Source organism: Lysinibacillus parviboronicapiens (genome assembly GCF_003049605.2).
Lineage (GTDB): Bacteria > Bacillota > Bacilli > Bacillales_A > Planococcaceae > Lysinibacillus > Lysinibacillus parviboronicapiens.
This window is the reverse complement of sequence record NZ_CP073713.1, coordinates 3,236,900-3,252,528: the sequence shown is the minus strand read 5'-3', so window position 1 is coordinate 3,252,528 and position 15,629 is coordinate 3,236,900. Positions and strand designations below refer to the sequence as shown.

Here is a 15,629-nt window from a genome sequence, read left to right as displayed (position 1 = left end):
AAACATTTGCGAAAGATAGTGGAGATTTTTCTCGTTTCCTTTAAATTAGGTTGTACTTCTTTTGGTGGTCCAACTGCACATTTAGGATATTTTCAACATGAATATGTGCAAAATCGACAATGGTTAACTGACAAAGAATATAGTAATTTGGTTGCGCTTAGTCAATTTTTACCAGGTCCTGCATCGAGTCAGGTGGGAATGGGGATAGGCCTACTACGGGGTGGGTTACTAGGGAGTATTGCTTCTTTTATTGGATTTACCTTGCCCTCTGTGCTTCTATTAATGGTTTGCGCTTATTTTTATGCACACAAAGAAATAGAGATGAACTGGATCCATGGCTTAAAATTAGTGGCTGTTGCAATTGTTGCACAAGCGGTTTGGGATATGTCAAAGAAGTTAATTCCCAGCCTTCGACACTTTTTAATCGCCTTCTTGGCACTAGTAGTATTGCTTTTATGGATGCATCCATTTGCTCAAGTGGTTGTTATTTTTGCCTCAGCTTTAGTGGGCTTTAAATTATTTAAAGAAAGCACGACAAACAGAGACTCGGAGGGCATTAGATTGCCAATCTCAAAATCAATAGGGATGCGTTTTTTATTACTATTTATAATTTTACTCATCGGGTTACCTGTAGCTAGTTCACTATTTAACTATGAATGGCTCCAGATAATAGAAAAATTTTATGTCTCAGGAGCTTTAGTTTTTGGTGGGGGTCATGTTGTACTACCACTACTAGAGGTACAGTTTGTGCAAAGTGGCTTATTAAGTTCATCTGATTTTATAACTGGTTATGGCATTACACAGGCTATGCCCGGACCATTATTCACATTTGCTTCTTATATAGGCATGATTATTGGTGGAATTCCTGGCGCACTTGTCGCCACAATTGCCATTTTTCTTCCGGCATTTTTACTAATAATTGGTGTCCTCCCGTTTTGGTTTACAATTAGTCGTACAACAGGAATGAAAGGTGCGATGGCTGGTGCCAATGCAGCAGTAGTCGGCATATTAGCGGCTGCATTTATACAGCCGATCGTAACGCAAACAATCCAAGGTGGCCTGGACGTATTTATTGTTATAGGTTTTTTAGTACTCTTAATTCGTTGGAAGATCCAGCCGTATTTACTTGTACTATTAGGGATTGGCGTAGGGGTTGTTTTTTATTAGGCACTATAAAGGGGATTTTTAATTTATACATTTTTTCACAAAAATCAAAGCCACTACATTTCTAATGGTTTTGATTTTTTTGCATGTCATTAAATCAACAGTGTAAAGATTATCTCATAATTCTATCTAGATGGATTCATAGCGTTCTCCTTAACGATTGTTTATAATGGGGAAATGGAAAAGGACTTAACAAGAAAGAAGGGATAGTCATGGCACGGGGTGTTTACATTCATATTCCTTTTTGTCATCAAATCTGCAATTATTGCGATTTCAATAAATTTTACTTTAAAAATCAACCAGTAGATGAATATATAGAAGCACTTGGCAAGGAAATGGCCCTTGCGACTAAAAAGCATCCTAATAGTTTTAACCAGATAGAAACGATTTTTCTTGGCGGTGGGACGCCTACTGCATTGTCATCTGAGCAATTAGAGAGACTACTCAATCTCATTCGCACGTATATTCCGATGCACAGTGTGACAGAATTTACATCAGAGGCCAATCCCGATGAACTGTCTGAGGCTAAAATGCGAGCACTGTATAAAGGCGGTGTTAATCGCTTAAGTATGGGTGTGCAGTCATTTGATCAAAACTTACTAAAAAAAATTGGTCGCACACATAGCAATGTACATGTCTATGAAACGATAGCATTAGCTAAAGAGGTTGGTTTTCAAAACATTAGTATTGATTTAATGTATGGCTTGCCTGGCCAAACGATGGCGCAATGGACGGACTCATTAGAAAAAGCATTTGCGCTCGATTTACCCCATTTTTCAGCCTACTCACTTATAGTGGAACCAAAAACGATTTTTTATAACCAGTATGCAAAAGGTAAGCTGAACTTACCGACAGAAGATTTAGAAGCGGAAATGTACGATGTGCTTATGCAAGAAATGGAGGCGCATGGTCTTCAGCAATATGAAATTAGCAATTTCGCACAACCTGGTTTTGCTTCAACACATAACAACATTTATTGGGAAAACGACGAATATGCTGGTTTTGGGGCAGGAGCACATGGCTATTTGGGTGGTTTACGCTATTCCAATCATGGACCATTAAAAAAATATATGGATGCAGTAGACGCTGGAGAATTACCTATTGTGCACGAACATGCCGTAACAGATGCTGAAAAACGTGAAGAGCAAATGTTTTTAGGGCTACGTAAAACGGCTGGCATTTCTCATAATATATATGAAGAGAAATTTAAAGAGACTATGCAAATGCATTATGGGCCAGTCATTGAAAAGTTAGTTTTAGACAACCTATTGGAACATGATGATGTCGGAATTCGTCTTACGCGAAAAGGCCGTTTTGTAGGAAATGAAGTTTTTCAACAATTTTTATTAGAAGATTGAGCGATTCCATTGACAGAAAATGTGGGATTTGATAACTTAATAATAGTATTAGCACTCCTCTTAGTCGAGTGCTAACAGAGGTGATAATCATGCTTACAAATCGGCAATTACAGATATTACAAGTCATCGTAGACGACTTTATTACGTCTGCACAGCCGGTAGGTTCTCGCCAAATCTCAAAAAAACAAGAGATTACATTTAGTCCAGCCACAATTCGAAACGAAATGGCGGATTTAGAGGAATTAGGTTTTTTGGAAAAAACACACACTTCCTCTGGTCGAGTGCCTTCGGAAAAGGGGTATAGATTTTATGTAGATCATTTGTTGAATCCTCAAGGTATAAACTCTAAGGATATTCAACAAATTCAATCAATTTTCAATGAACGTTTAGTAGAAGTCGAGCAAATTATCCGAAAGTCTGCCAATATTTTATCGGAGCTGACATCGTATACGTCGATACTATTAGGACCTGATGTACAAAGACATCGAGTGAAACGCTTTTCCATCGTACCACTTTCAAGTGATACAGCAGTAGCGATTATCGTTACGAATAACGGGCATGTTGAAAATCGCATGTTTAGTTTACCACCTCATATTACCGCTTCTGAGCTTGAGAAGATGGTTAATATCTTAAATGAGCGCTTAGTCGGCGCGTCACTAGATGAAATCCAAAAAAAACTTGAAGCTGAAGTACTTGCTGTGTTACAGCAGCATATACAATCAGCCGATGATTTTATTCATTCCCTTGTATCAGCAACGATGCATAATTCGGAAAGTAAGATTTTTTATGGCGGTAAAACAAATATGTTCAACCAACCGGAATTCCACGATTTAAATAAAGTCCGTATGATTATGGATTTGATGGAAAGGACCAGCCAAGTGCAGTCGCTCTTCCATCCGAATGAATCAGGTATTCATATACGTATAGGCTCAGAAAATAAGCAGTTGGAGATGGAGAACTGTAGTGTCATTACGACCACTTATTCAATTGGTGAAGAACAGCAGGGTGCCATCGCTATTATTGGCCCGACCCGTATGGATTATAAGCGTGTTGTTGCTTTACTAGACGTAATACGCATGGATTTATCACAGGCCTTTACGAAGAATCGTAGTGATTATTAAGGAGGATTCAAGTGACTGAAAAAACCGAAAACAAAGAACTTGTACAAGAAGATGTACAAGTTGAAAACGAATCAACAGAAACAGAAGCTCAAGCAGTAGTAGAAGAGCAGGTAGAACTAACGATTGAAGAGCAATATGAAGCAAAGCTAGCAGAATTACAAGCAAAATTAGATGACGAAGAAAATCGTCACTTACGTTTACGTGCAGACTTCGACAACATACGTCGTCGTCAGCAAGTTGAACGTGAGGCAGCTGAAAAGTACCGTGCGCAAAATTTATTAACAGATTTATTGCCGGTATTAGATAATTTTGAGCGTGCTCTACAAATCGAACCTACTTCTGATGAAGCTGCATCAATCGTGAAAGGCATTGAAATGGTGTACCGTTCACTTATCGAGGCAACTGAAAAAGAAGGATTACAGGTCATTAAAGCAGAAGGTGAGCAGTTTGACCCAAATGTTCACCAAGCTGTTATGCAAGAACAAGATAGTGAAAAAGAGACGGGTGTTGTCGTACGTGAACTTCAAAAAGGCTATATTTTGAAAGATCGTGTATTACGCCCAACCATGGTATCTGTTAACGAATAGTCATAGCACTATTTAATAAATTAAATTAGTTAACGAACGCACCAACGCGTTTAAATATTAGGAGGAAATTTTACTATGAGCAAAATTATCGGTATTGACTTAGGAACAACGAACTCTTGTGTATCTGTACTTGAAGGTGGAGAACCAAAAGTAATTCCAAATCCAGAAGGTAACCGTACAACACCATCTGTCGTTGCGTTTAAAAATGGTGAACGTCAAGTTGGTGAAGTGGCGAAACGTCAATCAGTAACAAACCCTAACACAATTATTTCTATTAAATCTAAAATGGGTACTGCTGAAAAAGTTAAAGTGGAAGATACAGAGTATACACCACAAGAAGTATCAGCAATGATTCTTCAATACTTAAAAGGCTATGCTGAAGATTACTTAGGTGAAAAAGTTACAAAAGCTGTTATTACTGTTCCTGCATACTTTAATGATGCACAACGTCAAGCAACAAAAGACGCTGGTAAAATCGCAGGTCTTGAAGTAGAACGTATTATCAACGAGCCAACAGCTGCTGCACTAGCATATGGTTTAGATAAACAAGATCAAGATCAAAAAGTATTAGTATTTGACCTTGGTGGTGGTACATTCGACGTATCGATCCTTGAATTAGGTGATGGTGTATTTGAGGTACTAGCAACTGCTGGTGATAACAAGCTTGGTGGGGATGACTTCGATGACGCAGTGATCGAGTACCTAGTAGCTGAATTCAAAAAAGATAATGGTATTGATCTTTCTAAAGATAAAATGGCAATGCAACGTCTAAAAGATGCAGCTGAAAAAGCGAAAAAAGATTTATCAGGCGTAACTTCTACACAAATTTCATTACCATTCATCACTGCTGGTGCTGAAGGTCCACTTCACTTAGAAGTATCTTTAACACGTACTAAATTTGATGAAATTACTTTAAGCTTAGTAAACCGTACAGTTGGTCCAGTACGTCAAGCTTTATCTGACGCTGGTCTTTCTGCTTCAGAACTTGACCAAGTAATCCTTGTTGGTGGTTCTACTCGTATTCCTGCAGTACAAGAAGCAGTACGTAAAGAAACTGGTAAAGAGCCTCACCGTGGTGTAAACCCTGACGAAGTAGTAGCAATGGGTGCAGCGGTACAAGGTGGCGTATTAACTGGAGATGTAAAAGACGTAGTATTACTAGACGTAACACCACTTTCACTTGGTATTGAAACAATGGGCGGCGTGTTCACAAAATTAATCGACCGAAACACAACAATCCCAACGTCTAAATCACAAGTGTTCTCAACTGCGGCTGATAATCAACCAGCAGTAGATATTCACGTATTACAAGGTGAACGCTCAATGGCAGCGGATAACAAAACATTAGGTCGCTTCCAATTAGCGGATATTCCACCAGCACCACGTGGTATTCCACAAATCGAAGTTACATTTGATATTGACAAAAACGGTATCGTTTCTGTTAAAGCGAAAGATCTTGGTACAAATAAAGAACAAACAATTGTCATCCAATCTGATTCAGGTTTATCAGAGGACGAAATTGAACGCATGGTTAAAGATGCTGAAGCAAACGCTGAAGCAGATACAAAACGTAAAGAAGAGGCAGACCTTCGTAACGAAGCAGACCAATTAGTATTCCAAGTGGATAAAACAATCACAGACTTAGGTGAACAAATCACTGAAGACGAGAAAAAATCTGTAGAAGATGCTCGTGATGAATTGAAAAAAGCACTTGAAGCTGGTGAATTAGAAGGTATTAAAACTTCTAAAGAAAAATTAGAAGGCGTATTACAACCACTAGTAATGAAAGTATACGAACAAGCGGCTGCAGCTGCACAAGCGGCTCAAGGTGGCGAAGCAGGACCAGATGCTGGCGCTGGTAACAAAGATGAAGATATCGTAGATGCTGATTTTGAAGAAGTAAAAGACGATAAATAATTTCAAATAACACAGTAAAGTGAAAAAGCCAAAGACCGCTTGCGGCTTTGGCTTTTCTCTTTACAAGATAAAAAATAAAAACAGAGTCAAAGTATTCAAGCCACTACTTTTAGATGCTCTAATACTAGAAGAGTGCGGAGCGGCATGAATTAGCTTTTCATATGATGAAAAAATAGAAGCAGTTTTTATAACTGCATGTTACAATAGATTTTATGCAAAAAGAGCGGAGTGTGAATCATGGAGAAACGCGATTACTACGAGGTGCTTGGTTTAACAAAATCGGCTTCAAAAGATGACATTAAAAAAGCATACCGTAAACTATCAAAGCAATACCATCCTGATCTTAACAAAGAACCAGGTGCAGATGAAAAATTCAAAGAAATCGCTGAAGCTTATGAAGTTCTAAGTGATGAACAAAAGAAAGCGCGCTATGACCAATTTGGCCACGAAGATCCAAATGCAGGTTTTGGTGGTGGCTTCGGTGGCGGAGGCGGCTTTGGCGGCTTCGAGGATATTTTCAGCTCATTCTTTGGCGGAGGTGGCCGTCGTCAAGATCCGAATGCACCACGCAAAGGCGATGACCTACAATATCGTATGAACATTAAATTTGAGGAAGCAATTTTTGGTAAAGAAACAGAAATTGAAATTCCAAAAGATGAAACATGCGATACATGTCATGGTTCTGGAGCTAAACCTGGTACGACACCTGAGACATGTTCAACATGTAATGGAGCAGGGCAAGTGAATCAAGCAGTAGACACACCTTTCGGTCGTATGATGAATCGTCGTGCTTGTTCGACATGTCATGGTACAGGTAAAATCATAAAAGAAAAATGTTCAACTTGTCGTGGGGAAGGTAAAGTCCAAAAACGTAAAAAAATCAAAGTTACAATCCCAGCAGGTGTTGATGATGGTCAACAAATCCGTGTTTCTGGGCAAGGTGAACCAGGTATCAACGGTGGTCCAGCAGGTGACTTATATATTATGTTCCGCGTACAAGGGCACAACGAATTTGAACGTGATGGGGACGATATTTATTACGAATTAAAACTAACATTCCCACAAGCAGCTCTTGGAGATGAAATTGAGGTTCCGACTGTCCACGGTAAAGTGAAATTACGTATTCCTGTAGGGACACAATCAGGTGCTCAATTCCGCCTAAAAGATAAAGGTGTGAAGAATGTACATGGCTATGGCACAGGTAACCAATATGTGACAGTCAAAGTTATCACGCCAGAAAAATTAACTGAAAAACAAAAGCAATTATTACGTGAATTTGCAGAAATTAGTGGCGATATTCCAGAAGAACAAGGAAGCTCACTGTTTGATAAAATCAAGAAAAAATTCCAAGGTGAATAATTAGAGGAGCTGAAGAGCTACGTGAAGTGGTCAGAATTATCGATTCATACGAAAGATGAAGCGGTGGAAGCAATTTCAAATATTTTGCATGAAGCAGGGGCTAGTGGTGTTGTAATTGAGGATTCTGCTGAATATGCGAAGCCACGCGAAGATCAGTTTGGTGAGATTTATGCGCTAAACGAGGATGATTTCCCAAAAGAGGGGGTTATCGTTAAGGCTTACTTATCGGAGTCTAGTTTTTTAAATGAAACTGTCGAAGAAATTAAAGCAGCTATTACAAATTTAACAAATTTCAATATCGATATTGGTCAAAATGTTGTATCCATTGTTGAAGTGAACGAGGAAGATTGGGCAACAGCGTGGAAACAATATTATCACCCTGTAAAAATTTCTGAACGCTTTACAATTGTACCAACATGGGAAGACTATACACCTGTTTCTACGGATGAATTGATTATTGAATTAGACCCTGGTATGGCATTTGGTACAGGTACGCACCCAACAACTGTCATGTGTTTACAAGGACTTGAAAAGGTCGTTAAAGAGGGTGATAAGGTTGTCGATATTGGTACTGGTTCAGGCGTTCTTTCAATCGGCGCAGCAATGCTTGGTGCTAAAAGCGTTCATGCGCTTGATTTAGACGAGGTAGCTGTACGTTCAGCACAGGAAAATGTTGCGTTAAACAAAGTAGACGATAAAGTGACGGTCTTCCATGGCAACTTACTGGATACGGTAAAAGAACCTGCTGATGTCGTTGTGGCTAATATTTTAGCGGAAATTATTATGTCCTTTACAGACGATGCATTCACGATAGTCAAACCAGGTGGACTATATGTCACTTCAGGCATCATTGGCGCTAAACGTGATGATGTGAAAGCTGCACTCGAAGCTTCTGGCTTTGTGATTGAAGAAGTATTACTGATGGAAGATTGGGTAGCCATTATCGCCCGTCGTCCGCAATAAATTGACGGAGGAAGCGCCAAATCGTGAGCCGAGTGCTTACGGTATGGCGTTTTCTTCATGTGAAGGAGCGAGCAATATGCAACGTTATTTTATTGAAACTGGCATTGAAACTGCGCGCATTACTGGAGAAGATGCACGCCATATTGGACGCGTGATGCGTATGAAGGAAGGCGAAGAAATCGTAGTTGTTGCTGAACATACAGCCTATATTTGTACCATTACTGCATTCGAAGGTGATGACGTGCTTGTTCAATCAACTGGCCGTACAATCACTTCACCAGAGTTGCCAGTTCATGTGACAGTGGCTTGCGGTCTACCGAAGGGAGATAAACTTGAGCTCATTACACAAAAAGCGACAGAGCTGGGCATGTATGCGCTATTACCATTTGAAGCCGAACGCTCCATTGTAAAATGGGACACAAAAAAGGGAGCAAAAAAGCAGGAGCGTCTGCAAAAAATTGCAAAAGAGGCTGCAGAGCAGTCCCATCGAACACATATACCTGTCATTTTCGAGCCAATAAGTTTTAAGCAACTAGTTGCGCAATTAGGAAAATTTGACGCTATTTTTATTGCGGATGAAGAGGATGCAAAGGTTGAAAAGCGCACAAGGTTTGCCGAGAAGCTGAAAAATGTTTATGATAAGAAGTCGAAATCAATCCTTATTATCTTCGGTCCAGAGGGTGGCATTGCGCGCAAGGAATCACAGGCGTTGCTTGAAGCGGGCGCACAAACGATGTCTCTAGGACCAAGAATTTTACGAGCAGAAACAGCGCCACTTTATGCACTGTCTGCAATATCTTATGAATTTGAATGAAAGAGGTGTTTAGCCTTGTCGAAAGTGGCTTTTCACACGCTTGGCTGTGCGTGAGTAAACTATATTATGATTGCGTACAAACTCAATAACGACAAGGCTTGAATGCTTGGGCAAAAACCACTTAAAATGAACATTTTTAAGTGGTTTTTTCACTTAAATAGTATCTTCGGGCAACTGAATTGCCTCGTTTCTCAATTAAATTTTTCTCCATCAATTCATGTAATAGAGCAAGTGTGCTACTACGTTTCATGTTGGTTAGGTTCTCTATTCAGTTCGATTTGCAGAACCATGTTCTCTAAGGTGATTCAAAACAATTTCTTCATAAGACTGATATAAGAATTTTTCACGATTATTAGCTTTGCGCTCCTGTACAGGTTTGTAAGCAAAATTATGAATGATACCATTTTTAAATGTGACGGATGTAATTTTTTTATCAGTCACAGTAATTTTACTAATAACGGATTGTATGAAATCTGTAAGCAATTCTTTTCCCACAATATCAAGTAATGCTCTATAGTCTATATCTCGACTATGGAACAACTCTTGTGTGATAAAAAAATGCTTGGCGTTATTTAAAAATGATTTGTCCATTCCGCTGGTATTAGTGGATTGATAGAAGTTGCTAAGTCCCTCATTTATTTTCTCCACTTTACTAATCAATTCGCGCTTTTTAAAAATGTAATCTTTTTCACTCATTGCCTCTTCACCAAATAAAAATAAATCTTCGAGGCGGCCAAGTGCTTTCTCGAATTTTTGCTTTTCCTTTTTTAGCTGATCCAGGGCAAAAGTGTTGTTGCTCGCTTCATTCTCCGATTCAATCGTGTATGGTTGCTCATTAAACCCGTCAATAAACATTAAGCGAGTATCTTGTAACGCTTCACGATCTATTCCCAAAACGTCTACAAATGCACTACCGCGTAATAGCATTCTTTCAATGTCTTTCAAGGCATGTTTAGGTGTCACTTTATCCTGAAGTCTAATTAGATTAGACACATAATTTAGTACGAAGGGTATAAGTGTAATATCACTCACAAAATTATTGCAGCTATTTGTGTTCTCTGTGAGTTTATTTGTCGAGCAAGTATAGCGAGAAGGGCGATAACCGTCTTTGCGTGCAGCATCTAATCCAGAAGTAAGTAACATACCGCATTTCCCACAATAGAGCATTTTGGAAAAGACATGCATGTGTATATTTGCTCGCTGGGCATCTCCCACACCTTTATAATTGTAGTCGAAGATAACCACTCACCAATCATTTCAAAAGAACAATATCATCGCGTTAACAAGATGATGACGGATATTCCATTCCTCTTTATTTTTTAAGCGCCTACTGCCTTCGCTTTGCCGCATATTATAACGATATGTTCCAATGTAAAAGGGATTGCGTAGTATATCTCTGACTGTTTTTGCAGTCCATTTCCCACCGCGCTTTGTTTTAACCATTTCGCTATTCAAACGAAAAGCAACCTTAGATGTAGAAGCGGATTTTTCGTACTGAACGTAAATGTAACGAACAACATTTGCTTCCTCTTGATCCACAACAGGAAACTTTGCTTCATCCGACCATACGTAACCAAGAGGAACAGTAGCGCCATTCCACAGTCCTTTACTAGCACGATCAAGCATAATAGTGAAAACACGTTCAGCTGTTATCTTACGTTCTAATTCGGCGAAGACTAGGATGATTTTTAACATCGCCTCACCCATAGCAGAAGAGGTGTCGAATTGCTCATTCTTTGACACAAAAGTAACGTTGTGTTTTTTGATCTCATCATACATTTCTGTAAAGTCTTTTAAGTTACGGGATATGCGGTCGATTTTCCAAACTAGCAAATGCGTAAATTCCCCTTGGCGTATGCGCTCCATCATTTGTTGATACTTTGGCCTGTCCGTATTTTTCGCAGAATATCCCGCATCCTCAAATATTTCGCATTGATCTATACCAAGTACATACTTCGCATAATTCATTAATTCTTGACGTTGAAAAGGTAAGGAATCCTTATCTATTTGGTGTAATGTACTTACACGTCATAGAGTGCTGCTTTTTTCACTACCACTATCACCTTTCATTCATAAGAAAAGAGCGAGACGTATATAAGCCTGCTCTTTTCACTTGTTATTCATTTGCAGATTAATCAATCCTACTTATGGTAAGAATCTCTCCTTATCCTGATTTCCCTTTTAGCTCTTCTGAAGCTGATAATGTTACCCCTTTTAATTCAGCCAATACTTCAAGGCGGTAGTTTTCAGCTTCTTCCTCTGCAATTTGCGCTGGTGTAGGTTCTAAAGAAGCGGCAGTTTCCGAATGCTTACCATAAATTGAACCAAACAATGCCATAAGCTCATTGCGTGTGGCAGCGGGCAACTCCATATAGCCCATCATAATATCAATCTCTAGTGCGGATAGATTGTACCTTCGAGCTTTCTCATCTAAAGAAAATGTCTCTTTTTCTACAAACATCGAACCCTCACCAGTACGAAGCCAATTCTCATTTGCATTGAATTCTGAATGAAGCAATTTGATATGTTGATCAGTTACATTCCGTATTCCGTTTTCAATATTAAAGTACATGAAATTATTCAAACTTATAGCCGATGTGACGGTGGCAACGTTAATTCTTTTTGAAAGGGGGCGGGGCAGTGAATATGATTTATGACATTAAAGATGAAGTGGTGTTCGATGGCATGGTGACTAAGTTAGGCGAAATGACGGAGCAGGAGCAGCAGGGTTTTATGATTTTGCTCCAAGAGTACCTACGCCAGTGAAGATTCTAGAAGTGATAGGGAATGTGGTGAAGGGTAATTTAGAACGCCCTACGTGGGTAGATTATAGCGGAGTTTTTAAGGGGCAAGCTATTGTATTTGATGCTAAAGAAACCAAGATTAAAAATTTCCCTTTGAAAAATCTAACGAAAGGTCAGTACGAGTTACTTAGGTCTTGGCATTACAAGGGAGCGAACGCATTTTTAATAGTCTGTTTTCGGATTGAGGGGAAAAACGAACCGGAGATTTATTACCTCAAATTCGAGCAGTTAGAAGTGGCTTGGATAGGTCAAAACAATGATGGTGCTAAATCTATACCGCTTCAATTTTTCAGAGATCATTGCGTCCGAATCAAATCGGGCATATATGCGGTGCATTATTTAGAAGCGGTAGGGGGTGCGTGATGACTGAACCTTATTGGAATGCTAAACATGGTGGGTATCTCAAGTGTCCTGTAAAGGAATGTAATCATATAGGTATCGTTATTACGAAAGCGCATTGTCGTTTAGTGCATGGAATGACTCGCGAAGAAGTACACAAGCAATATGGACTTCCTAAAGGTGTGTCAAAGCTCAATCGTAAACAAATTGAAAAAATGAAAAGGGTGTAAGGGGGAAATTAGCTAATGATAGATATTACAAGCAAGAAAGTCGTAACAACACGAAAGGAACATCAATGTTTTGGTTGTGTGGAGGCAATAAACAAAGGTGCAAGCGCAGTCTATGTTATAGCAAAAGAAGATGAGCAGCGCACACGGTTTATTCAAAAAAATACTATTGTAATGGACGTGCCTGACACTTTTAGATTTTCTACAAAAATCGAAGTTTATAGTAACGGAGAGGGCATTTGCGATTTAATTATGTCACAAATTTTAACAAGAGGTCCTGAATTGTGGGAAATGGGAGATGCTTTTTATCGCATCGGCTTCAACGATGAAGGTAACACAGAGCAACAATTACGAAATTTATGCGATGAGTTAATAAATCGTGGATTAGTTGATTGGGTTAAATAGGCATAATGAAATTCGTTTCAGAAAGATTTTATTCAGTAAAGGAGTGTGAAAAATGAACATTGAAGCGATATATCAAAATGCAGAGATTACAAGCACATCGGTATGCGGTAGGCACTTCAATCGTGTAGCAATAAGTTATGACGAATTTGCATTTTTAACAGAATTAACAGGTGCAGGAAATCCGTATAAGGGTTACGGGGATGATTTTATAGAGATGGATTATCACGGTGAATTTATACCATTAATTGAAAATGCACGTGATGCAGCTTTCCACAGAGAAGAACAAAAACTAATTGAGCAAGATGAAATAACAGCATGGAAAGCAATGAATGGCTTATTAGAGGATGAAGATGAAAATTACTATCATGGTTAAATTATCAAATTTTTATATGGTTATCAGCTGATAATTGCAATATTTTTACTAAATAATTGTTCGGGAGAGAAAATGATGAAAAGACAGTATGCATTAGTCAGTGTTGTGGGAATTTCAGAAGATAAATTTCAAGAGTATTTAGCTGAATTCATCAATAAGATGAGCCAAGAAAATAAATCTAACTTTGGTGCAACTGTATTTGGACTAGATGAAAAATACGGTAGAGAAATCGAAGAAAGCAACTGAACAATATGAAAGGTAAATGACAATGTATAAAAAATAAATAGTGGCCTAAATTCTTACAATTATTGACGAATGAATATTTAAGCTCGTTTTGGATAATGATACGAATAAAATCCTGGTACCTACACAATAAATTTAAATTTGGAGGGATTGTATGTTAGAGGTTGAACTAGATATATTTTCAGGAAGAACCAATCCAAAATGGGTTTTATCAGAGGAAGAAGAGAAGGAACTGCTTAATATAATACTTTCTGATCCAACAGAAATTTCACCGGTGTATACGCCCGAAGAGCAGTTTGGCCTTGGCTATCGTGGGTTGATTGTCCGAGAAATCAAAAGTGATGAGGGTATTTGGAACAAGACCAATCGAGCCTTGGAGAACACAATACCTAATGAGTTCCGGGTTGGGAGTAAACCATCTAAGCAAACTGCTGCTGAGTGGCTTTTGAAAACGTATGAAAAACAGAGAAGTATAGTATCAGATGAACTCCTGGAATTGGTTTCGGAGGGAGTTGTTTTATTACCAACACCTAAGAAAATTATTGGGACAACTGATGATGATGAAATTTCTCGATCCATTAGATGGGAGACTTGCCATTCTAATTATTTTAGTGGTAGGGATCATTCTATTTTTAATAATAGACACAACGTAAGACATAGTAATTGCTATGCCTATGCAGCGAATAACCCTGGTACTGGTCGCTATACGCTTCCGGGGCTACAAGGAGGCCGCCCAATTATAAACCCTTCTCGTAGTGAAATGAATGGGGCTCTATTTGCCGATGGTTGGACTCACCACAGTTGTTGGCCAAGTGCACAAAAAGTATTGATTATTGCAGCTGTGATTAAGCCAAGCGCACCTTGGGATTTTCACTTCTATCGATGTACCCAAAATGGGCCTGATTGGGAGTGGGGACACAAACCAGGAGCAACTTTGGCTACGGATTTAGATAATAGTAGGAGGCGTATAAGTAATCCTGAAACATGTAATAGAGGGTTATATACGGACTTCTGTGGTTATTTTTATCATAATGGTCCAACGGTAACCGTCAAATGTGACACTCAATGCTATCCATGATTTTGGTTAACAAATAATTTGGTGGGAAACTTCATTTAAATTAAAGGAGGTTTATTAGTTAAATCTCCTTTTTAGAGAATTTTCTAGTCGATTACCCCATTTTCACTAAAAATAATTGTTACACCCAAGTTTTCTGAAATGAGAGGTTAGCAGTGACAATAAAATCATTAAAAATAAGTTGTTATCTTACGCAAGCAACAGGCTTAATTTTTACAAAAGGTGCTTAGAAGTGAGATTTCAAAAAAGAACATGAACAAGTCTTTTTGCTGTGATGTGGAGAGATCTTATGTTGCATATAATAGATAGTATTTAGTTGCTGAACAATATGAGAATCGTGTCTGAAATATATTGTTCAGTGTGCGAAACGTTTCCCTATAAATGTTTATTCATGAAATGGGAGGGCTGTTATTACAGCCACAACTGATTAACCGAAATTCGGAATGAAAGCCGTCATGTTGAGCTGAAACGAATTATCTGATACTCCTACATGCATGAACTGGTAATAGACAGGATGTGTATGAAGCTAGGTAAAGTCGGCTGAAGAGTACCTAAGTTGCTAAGAAAGGATAAGGTACTTAATAGGTCGGGATGCTATAAAATATCTATGGTGAGAATGCCCATTAGGGCTGACGAACTTGCGAATGTAAGGGTCTAGACAATAACTATGATTGAAAAACATAGTCTGATTTATTCAGAGTTAAACACCGAAAAGTAAGATTACTGAATATGAACTTCGGGATATTCGACAAGGAGAATATAGTTTAACAGGCTTATAGCAAGACCTAAGGATATATGGAAAGCTAGGTTAATCGGAACGTTGTAAGCAAGGAACATCCATTTAACGACTATTATCGGGATGGTGGACATAAGGCATATG

At 38.7% G+C, this 15,629-nt stretch carries 18 protein-coding genes and 1 pseudogene; 15 read left to right on the top strand and 4 right to left on the bottom strand.

The window, feature by feature from the left end; all coding sequences use genetic code 11:
- Window positions 1-6: 6 nt before the first annotated feature.
- The 8 genes from chrA to C9J31_RS15670 all read left to right on the top strand — a co-directional run bounded on the left by chrA (window position 7) and on the right by C9J31_RS15670 (window position 9,283).
- On the top strand, window positions 7-1,167 hold the full coding sequence (gene chrA / locus C9J31_RS15705; protein ID WP_107951540.1) for a chromate efflux transporter: 1,161 nt from the start codon (window positions 7-9) through the stop codon (window positions 1,165-1,167).
- Between the two features lie 209 nt (window positions 1,168-1,376).
- Complete coding sequence (gene hemW, locus C9J31_RS15700) at window positions 1,377-2,522, top strand: radical SAM family heme chaperone HemW (protein ID WP_107951541.1); 1,146 nt, start codon at window positions 1,377-1,379, stop codon at window positions 2,520-2,522.
- 89 nt (window positions 2,523-2,611) lie between these two features.
- A complete protein-coding gene (gene hrcA / locus C9J31_RS15695; protein ID WP_107926118.1) occupies window positions 2,612-3,643 on the top strand; it encodes a heat-inducible transcriptional repressor HrcA in 1,032 nt (343 codons plus the stop codon).
- Between the two features lie 11 nt (window positions 3,644-3,654).
- The gene (gene grpE / locus C9J31_RS15690; protein WP_107926120.1) at window positions 3,655-4,230 is read left to right on the top strand and encodes a nucleotide exchange factor GrpE; all 576 of its coding nucleotides are present in this window, start codon (window positions 3,655-3,657) and stop codon (window positions 4,228-4,230) included.
- 75 nt (window positions 4,231-4,305) lie between these two features.
- Window positions 4,306-6,147: a molecular chaperone DnaK gene (gene dnaK / locus C9J31_RS15685; protein ID WP_107926122.1), complete on the top strand. Its 1,842-nt coding sequence runs from the start codon at window positions 4,306-4,308 to the stop codon at window positions 6,145-6,147.
- A 237-nt stretch (window positions 6,148-6,384) separates the two neighbouring features.
- Window positions 6,385-7,506, top strand: a complete 1,122-nt coding sequence (dnaJ, locus tag C9J31_RS15680) for a molecular chaperone DnaJ (protein WP_107951542.1) — start codon at window positions 6,385-6,387, stop codon at window positions 7,504-7,506.
- A gap of 21 nt (window positions 7,507-7,527) precedes the next feature.
- Window positions 7,528-8,469, top strand: a complete 942-nt coding sequence (gene prmA, locus C9J31_RS15675) for a 50S ribosomal protein L11 methyltransferase (protein ID WP_107926126.1) — start codon at window positions 7,528-7,530, stop codon at window positions 8,467-8,469.
- A gap of 76 nt (window positions 8,470-8,545) precedes the next feature.
- Window positions 8,546-9,283 (top strand): 16S rRNA (uracil(1498)-N(3))-methyltransferase, encoded by a 738-nt coding sequence (locus C9J31_RS15670; protein WP_107926128.1) that lies wholly within the window; start codon window positions 8,546-8,548, stop codon window positions 9,281-9,283.
- Window positions 9,284-9,547: 264 nt separating this feature from the next.
- On the opposite strand, the gene C9J31_RS15665 is transcribed toward C9J31_RS15670, so the two are convergent.
- From C9J31_RS15665 to C9J31_RS15655, 4 genes and pseudogenes are all read right to left on the bottom strand, one after another.
- Window positions 9,548-10,315, bottom strand: a complete 768-nt coding sequence (locus C9J31_RS15665; RefSeq protein ID WP_244854808.1) for a hypothetical protein — start codon at window positions 10,313-10,315, stop codon at window positions 9,548-9,550.
- A 21-nt stretch (window positions 10,316-10,336) separates the two neighbouring features.
- Window positions 10,337-10,426 (bottom strand): annotated as a pseudogene (locus tag C9J31_RS24145) (hypothetical protein); the annotation flags it as partial.
- A 114-nt stretch (window positions 10,427-10,540) separates the two neighbouring features.
- Window positions 10,541-11,251: a recombinase family protein gene (locus C9J31_RS15660; RefSeq protein ID WP_202973821.1), complete on the bottom strand. Its 711-nt coding sequence runs from the start codon at window positions 11,249-11,251 to the stop codon at window positions 10,541-10,543.
- Window positions 11,252-11,447: 196 nt separating this feature from the next.
- Window positions 11,448-11,744 (bottom strand): hypothetical protein, encoded by a 297-nt coding sequence (locus C9J31_RS15655; protein ID WP_153062548.1) that lies wholly within the window; start codon window positions 11,742-11,744, stop codon window positions 11,448-11,450.
- A 179-nt stretch (window positions 11,745-11,923) separates the two neighbouring features.
- Between C9J31_RS15655 and C9J31_RS24015 the strand changes: the two genes are divergently transcribed.
- The 7 genes from C9J31_RS24015 (at window position 11,924) to C9J31_RS15625 (ending at window position 14,752) form a co-directional block, all read left to right on the top strand.
- Window positions 11,924-12,049, top strand: coding sequence for a hypothetical protein (locus tag C9J31_RS24015; protein ID WP_274520209.1), 126 nt, complete (start codon window positions 11,924-11,926; stop codon window positions 12,047-12,049).
- On the top strand, window positions 12,046-12,450 hold the full coding sequence (locus tag C9J31_RS15650; RefSeq protein ID WP_107951544.1) for a Holliday junction resolvase RecU: 405 nt from the start codon (window positions 12,046-12,048) through the stop codon (window positions 12,448-12,450). The genes C9J31_RS24015 and C9J31_RS15650 overlap by 4 nt, the downstream gene beginning before the upstream one ends.
- The gene (locus C9J31_RS15645; RefSeq protein WP_107951545.1) at window positions 12,450-12,656 is read left to right on the top strand and encodes a hypothetical protein; all 207 of its coding nucleotides are present in this window, start codon (window positions 12,450-12,452) and stop codon (window positions 12,654-12,656) included. Before C9J31_RS15650 ends, C9J31_RS15645 begins: the two co-directional genes overlap by 1 nt.
- A 15-nt stretch (window positions 12,657-12,671) precedes the next feature.
- A complete protein-coding gene (locus tag C9J31_RS15640) occupies window positions 12,672-13,058 on the top strand; it encodes a hypothetical protein (protein WP_107951546.1) in 387 nt (128 codons plus the stop codon).
- 52 nt (window positions 13,059-13,110) lie between these two features.
- Window positions 13,111-13,431: a hypothetical protein gene (locus C9J31_RS15635; protein WP_107951547.1), complete on the top strand. Its 321-nt coding sequence runs from the start codon at window positions 13,111-13,113 to the stop codon at window positions 13,429-13,431.
- A gap of 72 nt (window positions 13,432-13,503) precedes the next feature.
- On the top strand, window positions 13,504-13,677 hold the full coding sequence (locus C9J31_RS15630; protein ID WP_193767194.1) for a hypothetical protein: 174 nt from the start codon (window positions 13,504-13,506) through the stop codon (window positions 13,675-13,677).
- Window positions 13,678-13,828: 151 nt separating this feature from the next.
- Complete coding sequence (locus tag C9J31_RS15625; RefSeq protein WP_107951548.1) at window positions 13,829-14,752, top strand: hypothetical protein; 924 nt, start codon at window positions 13,829-13,831, stop codon at window positions 14,750-14,752.
- Window positions 14,753-15,629 lie beyond the last annotated feature (877 nt).

Excerpts from the sequence above, each read along its gene's own strand:
- C9J31_RS15660 (WP_202973821.1), bottom strand. The coding sequence starts at position 11,251 with ATGAATTATGCGAAGTATGTACTTGGTATAGATCAATGCGAAATATTT.
- C9J31_RS15630 (WP_193767194.1), top strand. The coding sequence starts at position 13,504 with ATGATGAAAAGACAGTATGCATTAGTCAGTGTTGTGGGAATTTCAGAA.
- hemW (WP_107951541.1), top strand. The coding sequence starts at position 1,377 with ATGGCACGGGGTGTTTACATTCATATTCCTTTTTGTCATCAAATCTGC.
- C9J31_RS15670 (WP_107926128.1), top strand. The coding sequence starts at position 8,546 with ATGCAACGTTATTTTATTGAAACTGGCATTGAAACTGCGCGCATTACT.
- C9J31_RS15635 (WP_107951547.1), top strand. The coding sequence starts at position 13,111 with ATGAACATTGAAGCGATATATCAAAATGCAGAGATTACAAGCACATCG.
- C9J31_RS15625 (WP_107951548.1), top strand. The coding sequence starts at position 13,829 with ATGTTAGAGGTTGAACTAGATATATTTTCAGGAAGAACCAATCCAAAA.
- C9J31_RS15645 (WP_107951545.1), top strand. The coding sequence starts at position 12,450 with ATGACTGAACCTTATTGGAATGCTAAACATGGTGGGTATCTCAAGTGT.
- hrcA (WP_107926118.1), top strand. The coding sequence starts at position 2,612 with ATGCTTACAAATCGGCAATTACAGATATTACAAGTCATCGTAGACGAC.
- C9J31_RS15655 (WP_153062548.1), bottom strand. The coding sequence starts at position 11,744 with ATGTTTGTAGAAAAAGAGACATTTTCTTTAGATGAGAAAGCTCGAAGG.
- dnaJ (WP_107951542.1), top strand. The coding sequence starts at position 6,385 with ATGGAGAAACGCGATTACTACGAGGTGCTTGGTTTAACAAAATCGGCT.
- dnaK (WP_107926122.1), top strand. The coding sequence starts at position 4,306 with ATGAGCAAAATTATCGGTATTGACTTAGGAACAACGAACTCTTGTGTA.
- C9J31_RS15640 (WP_107951546.1), top strand. The coding sequence starts at position 12,672 with ATGATAGATATTACAAGCAAGAAAGTCGTAACAACACGAAAGGAACAT.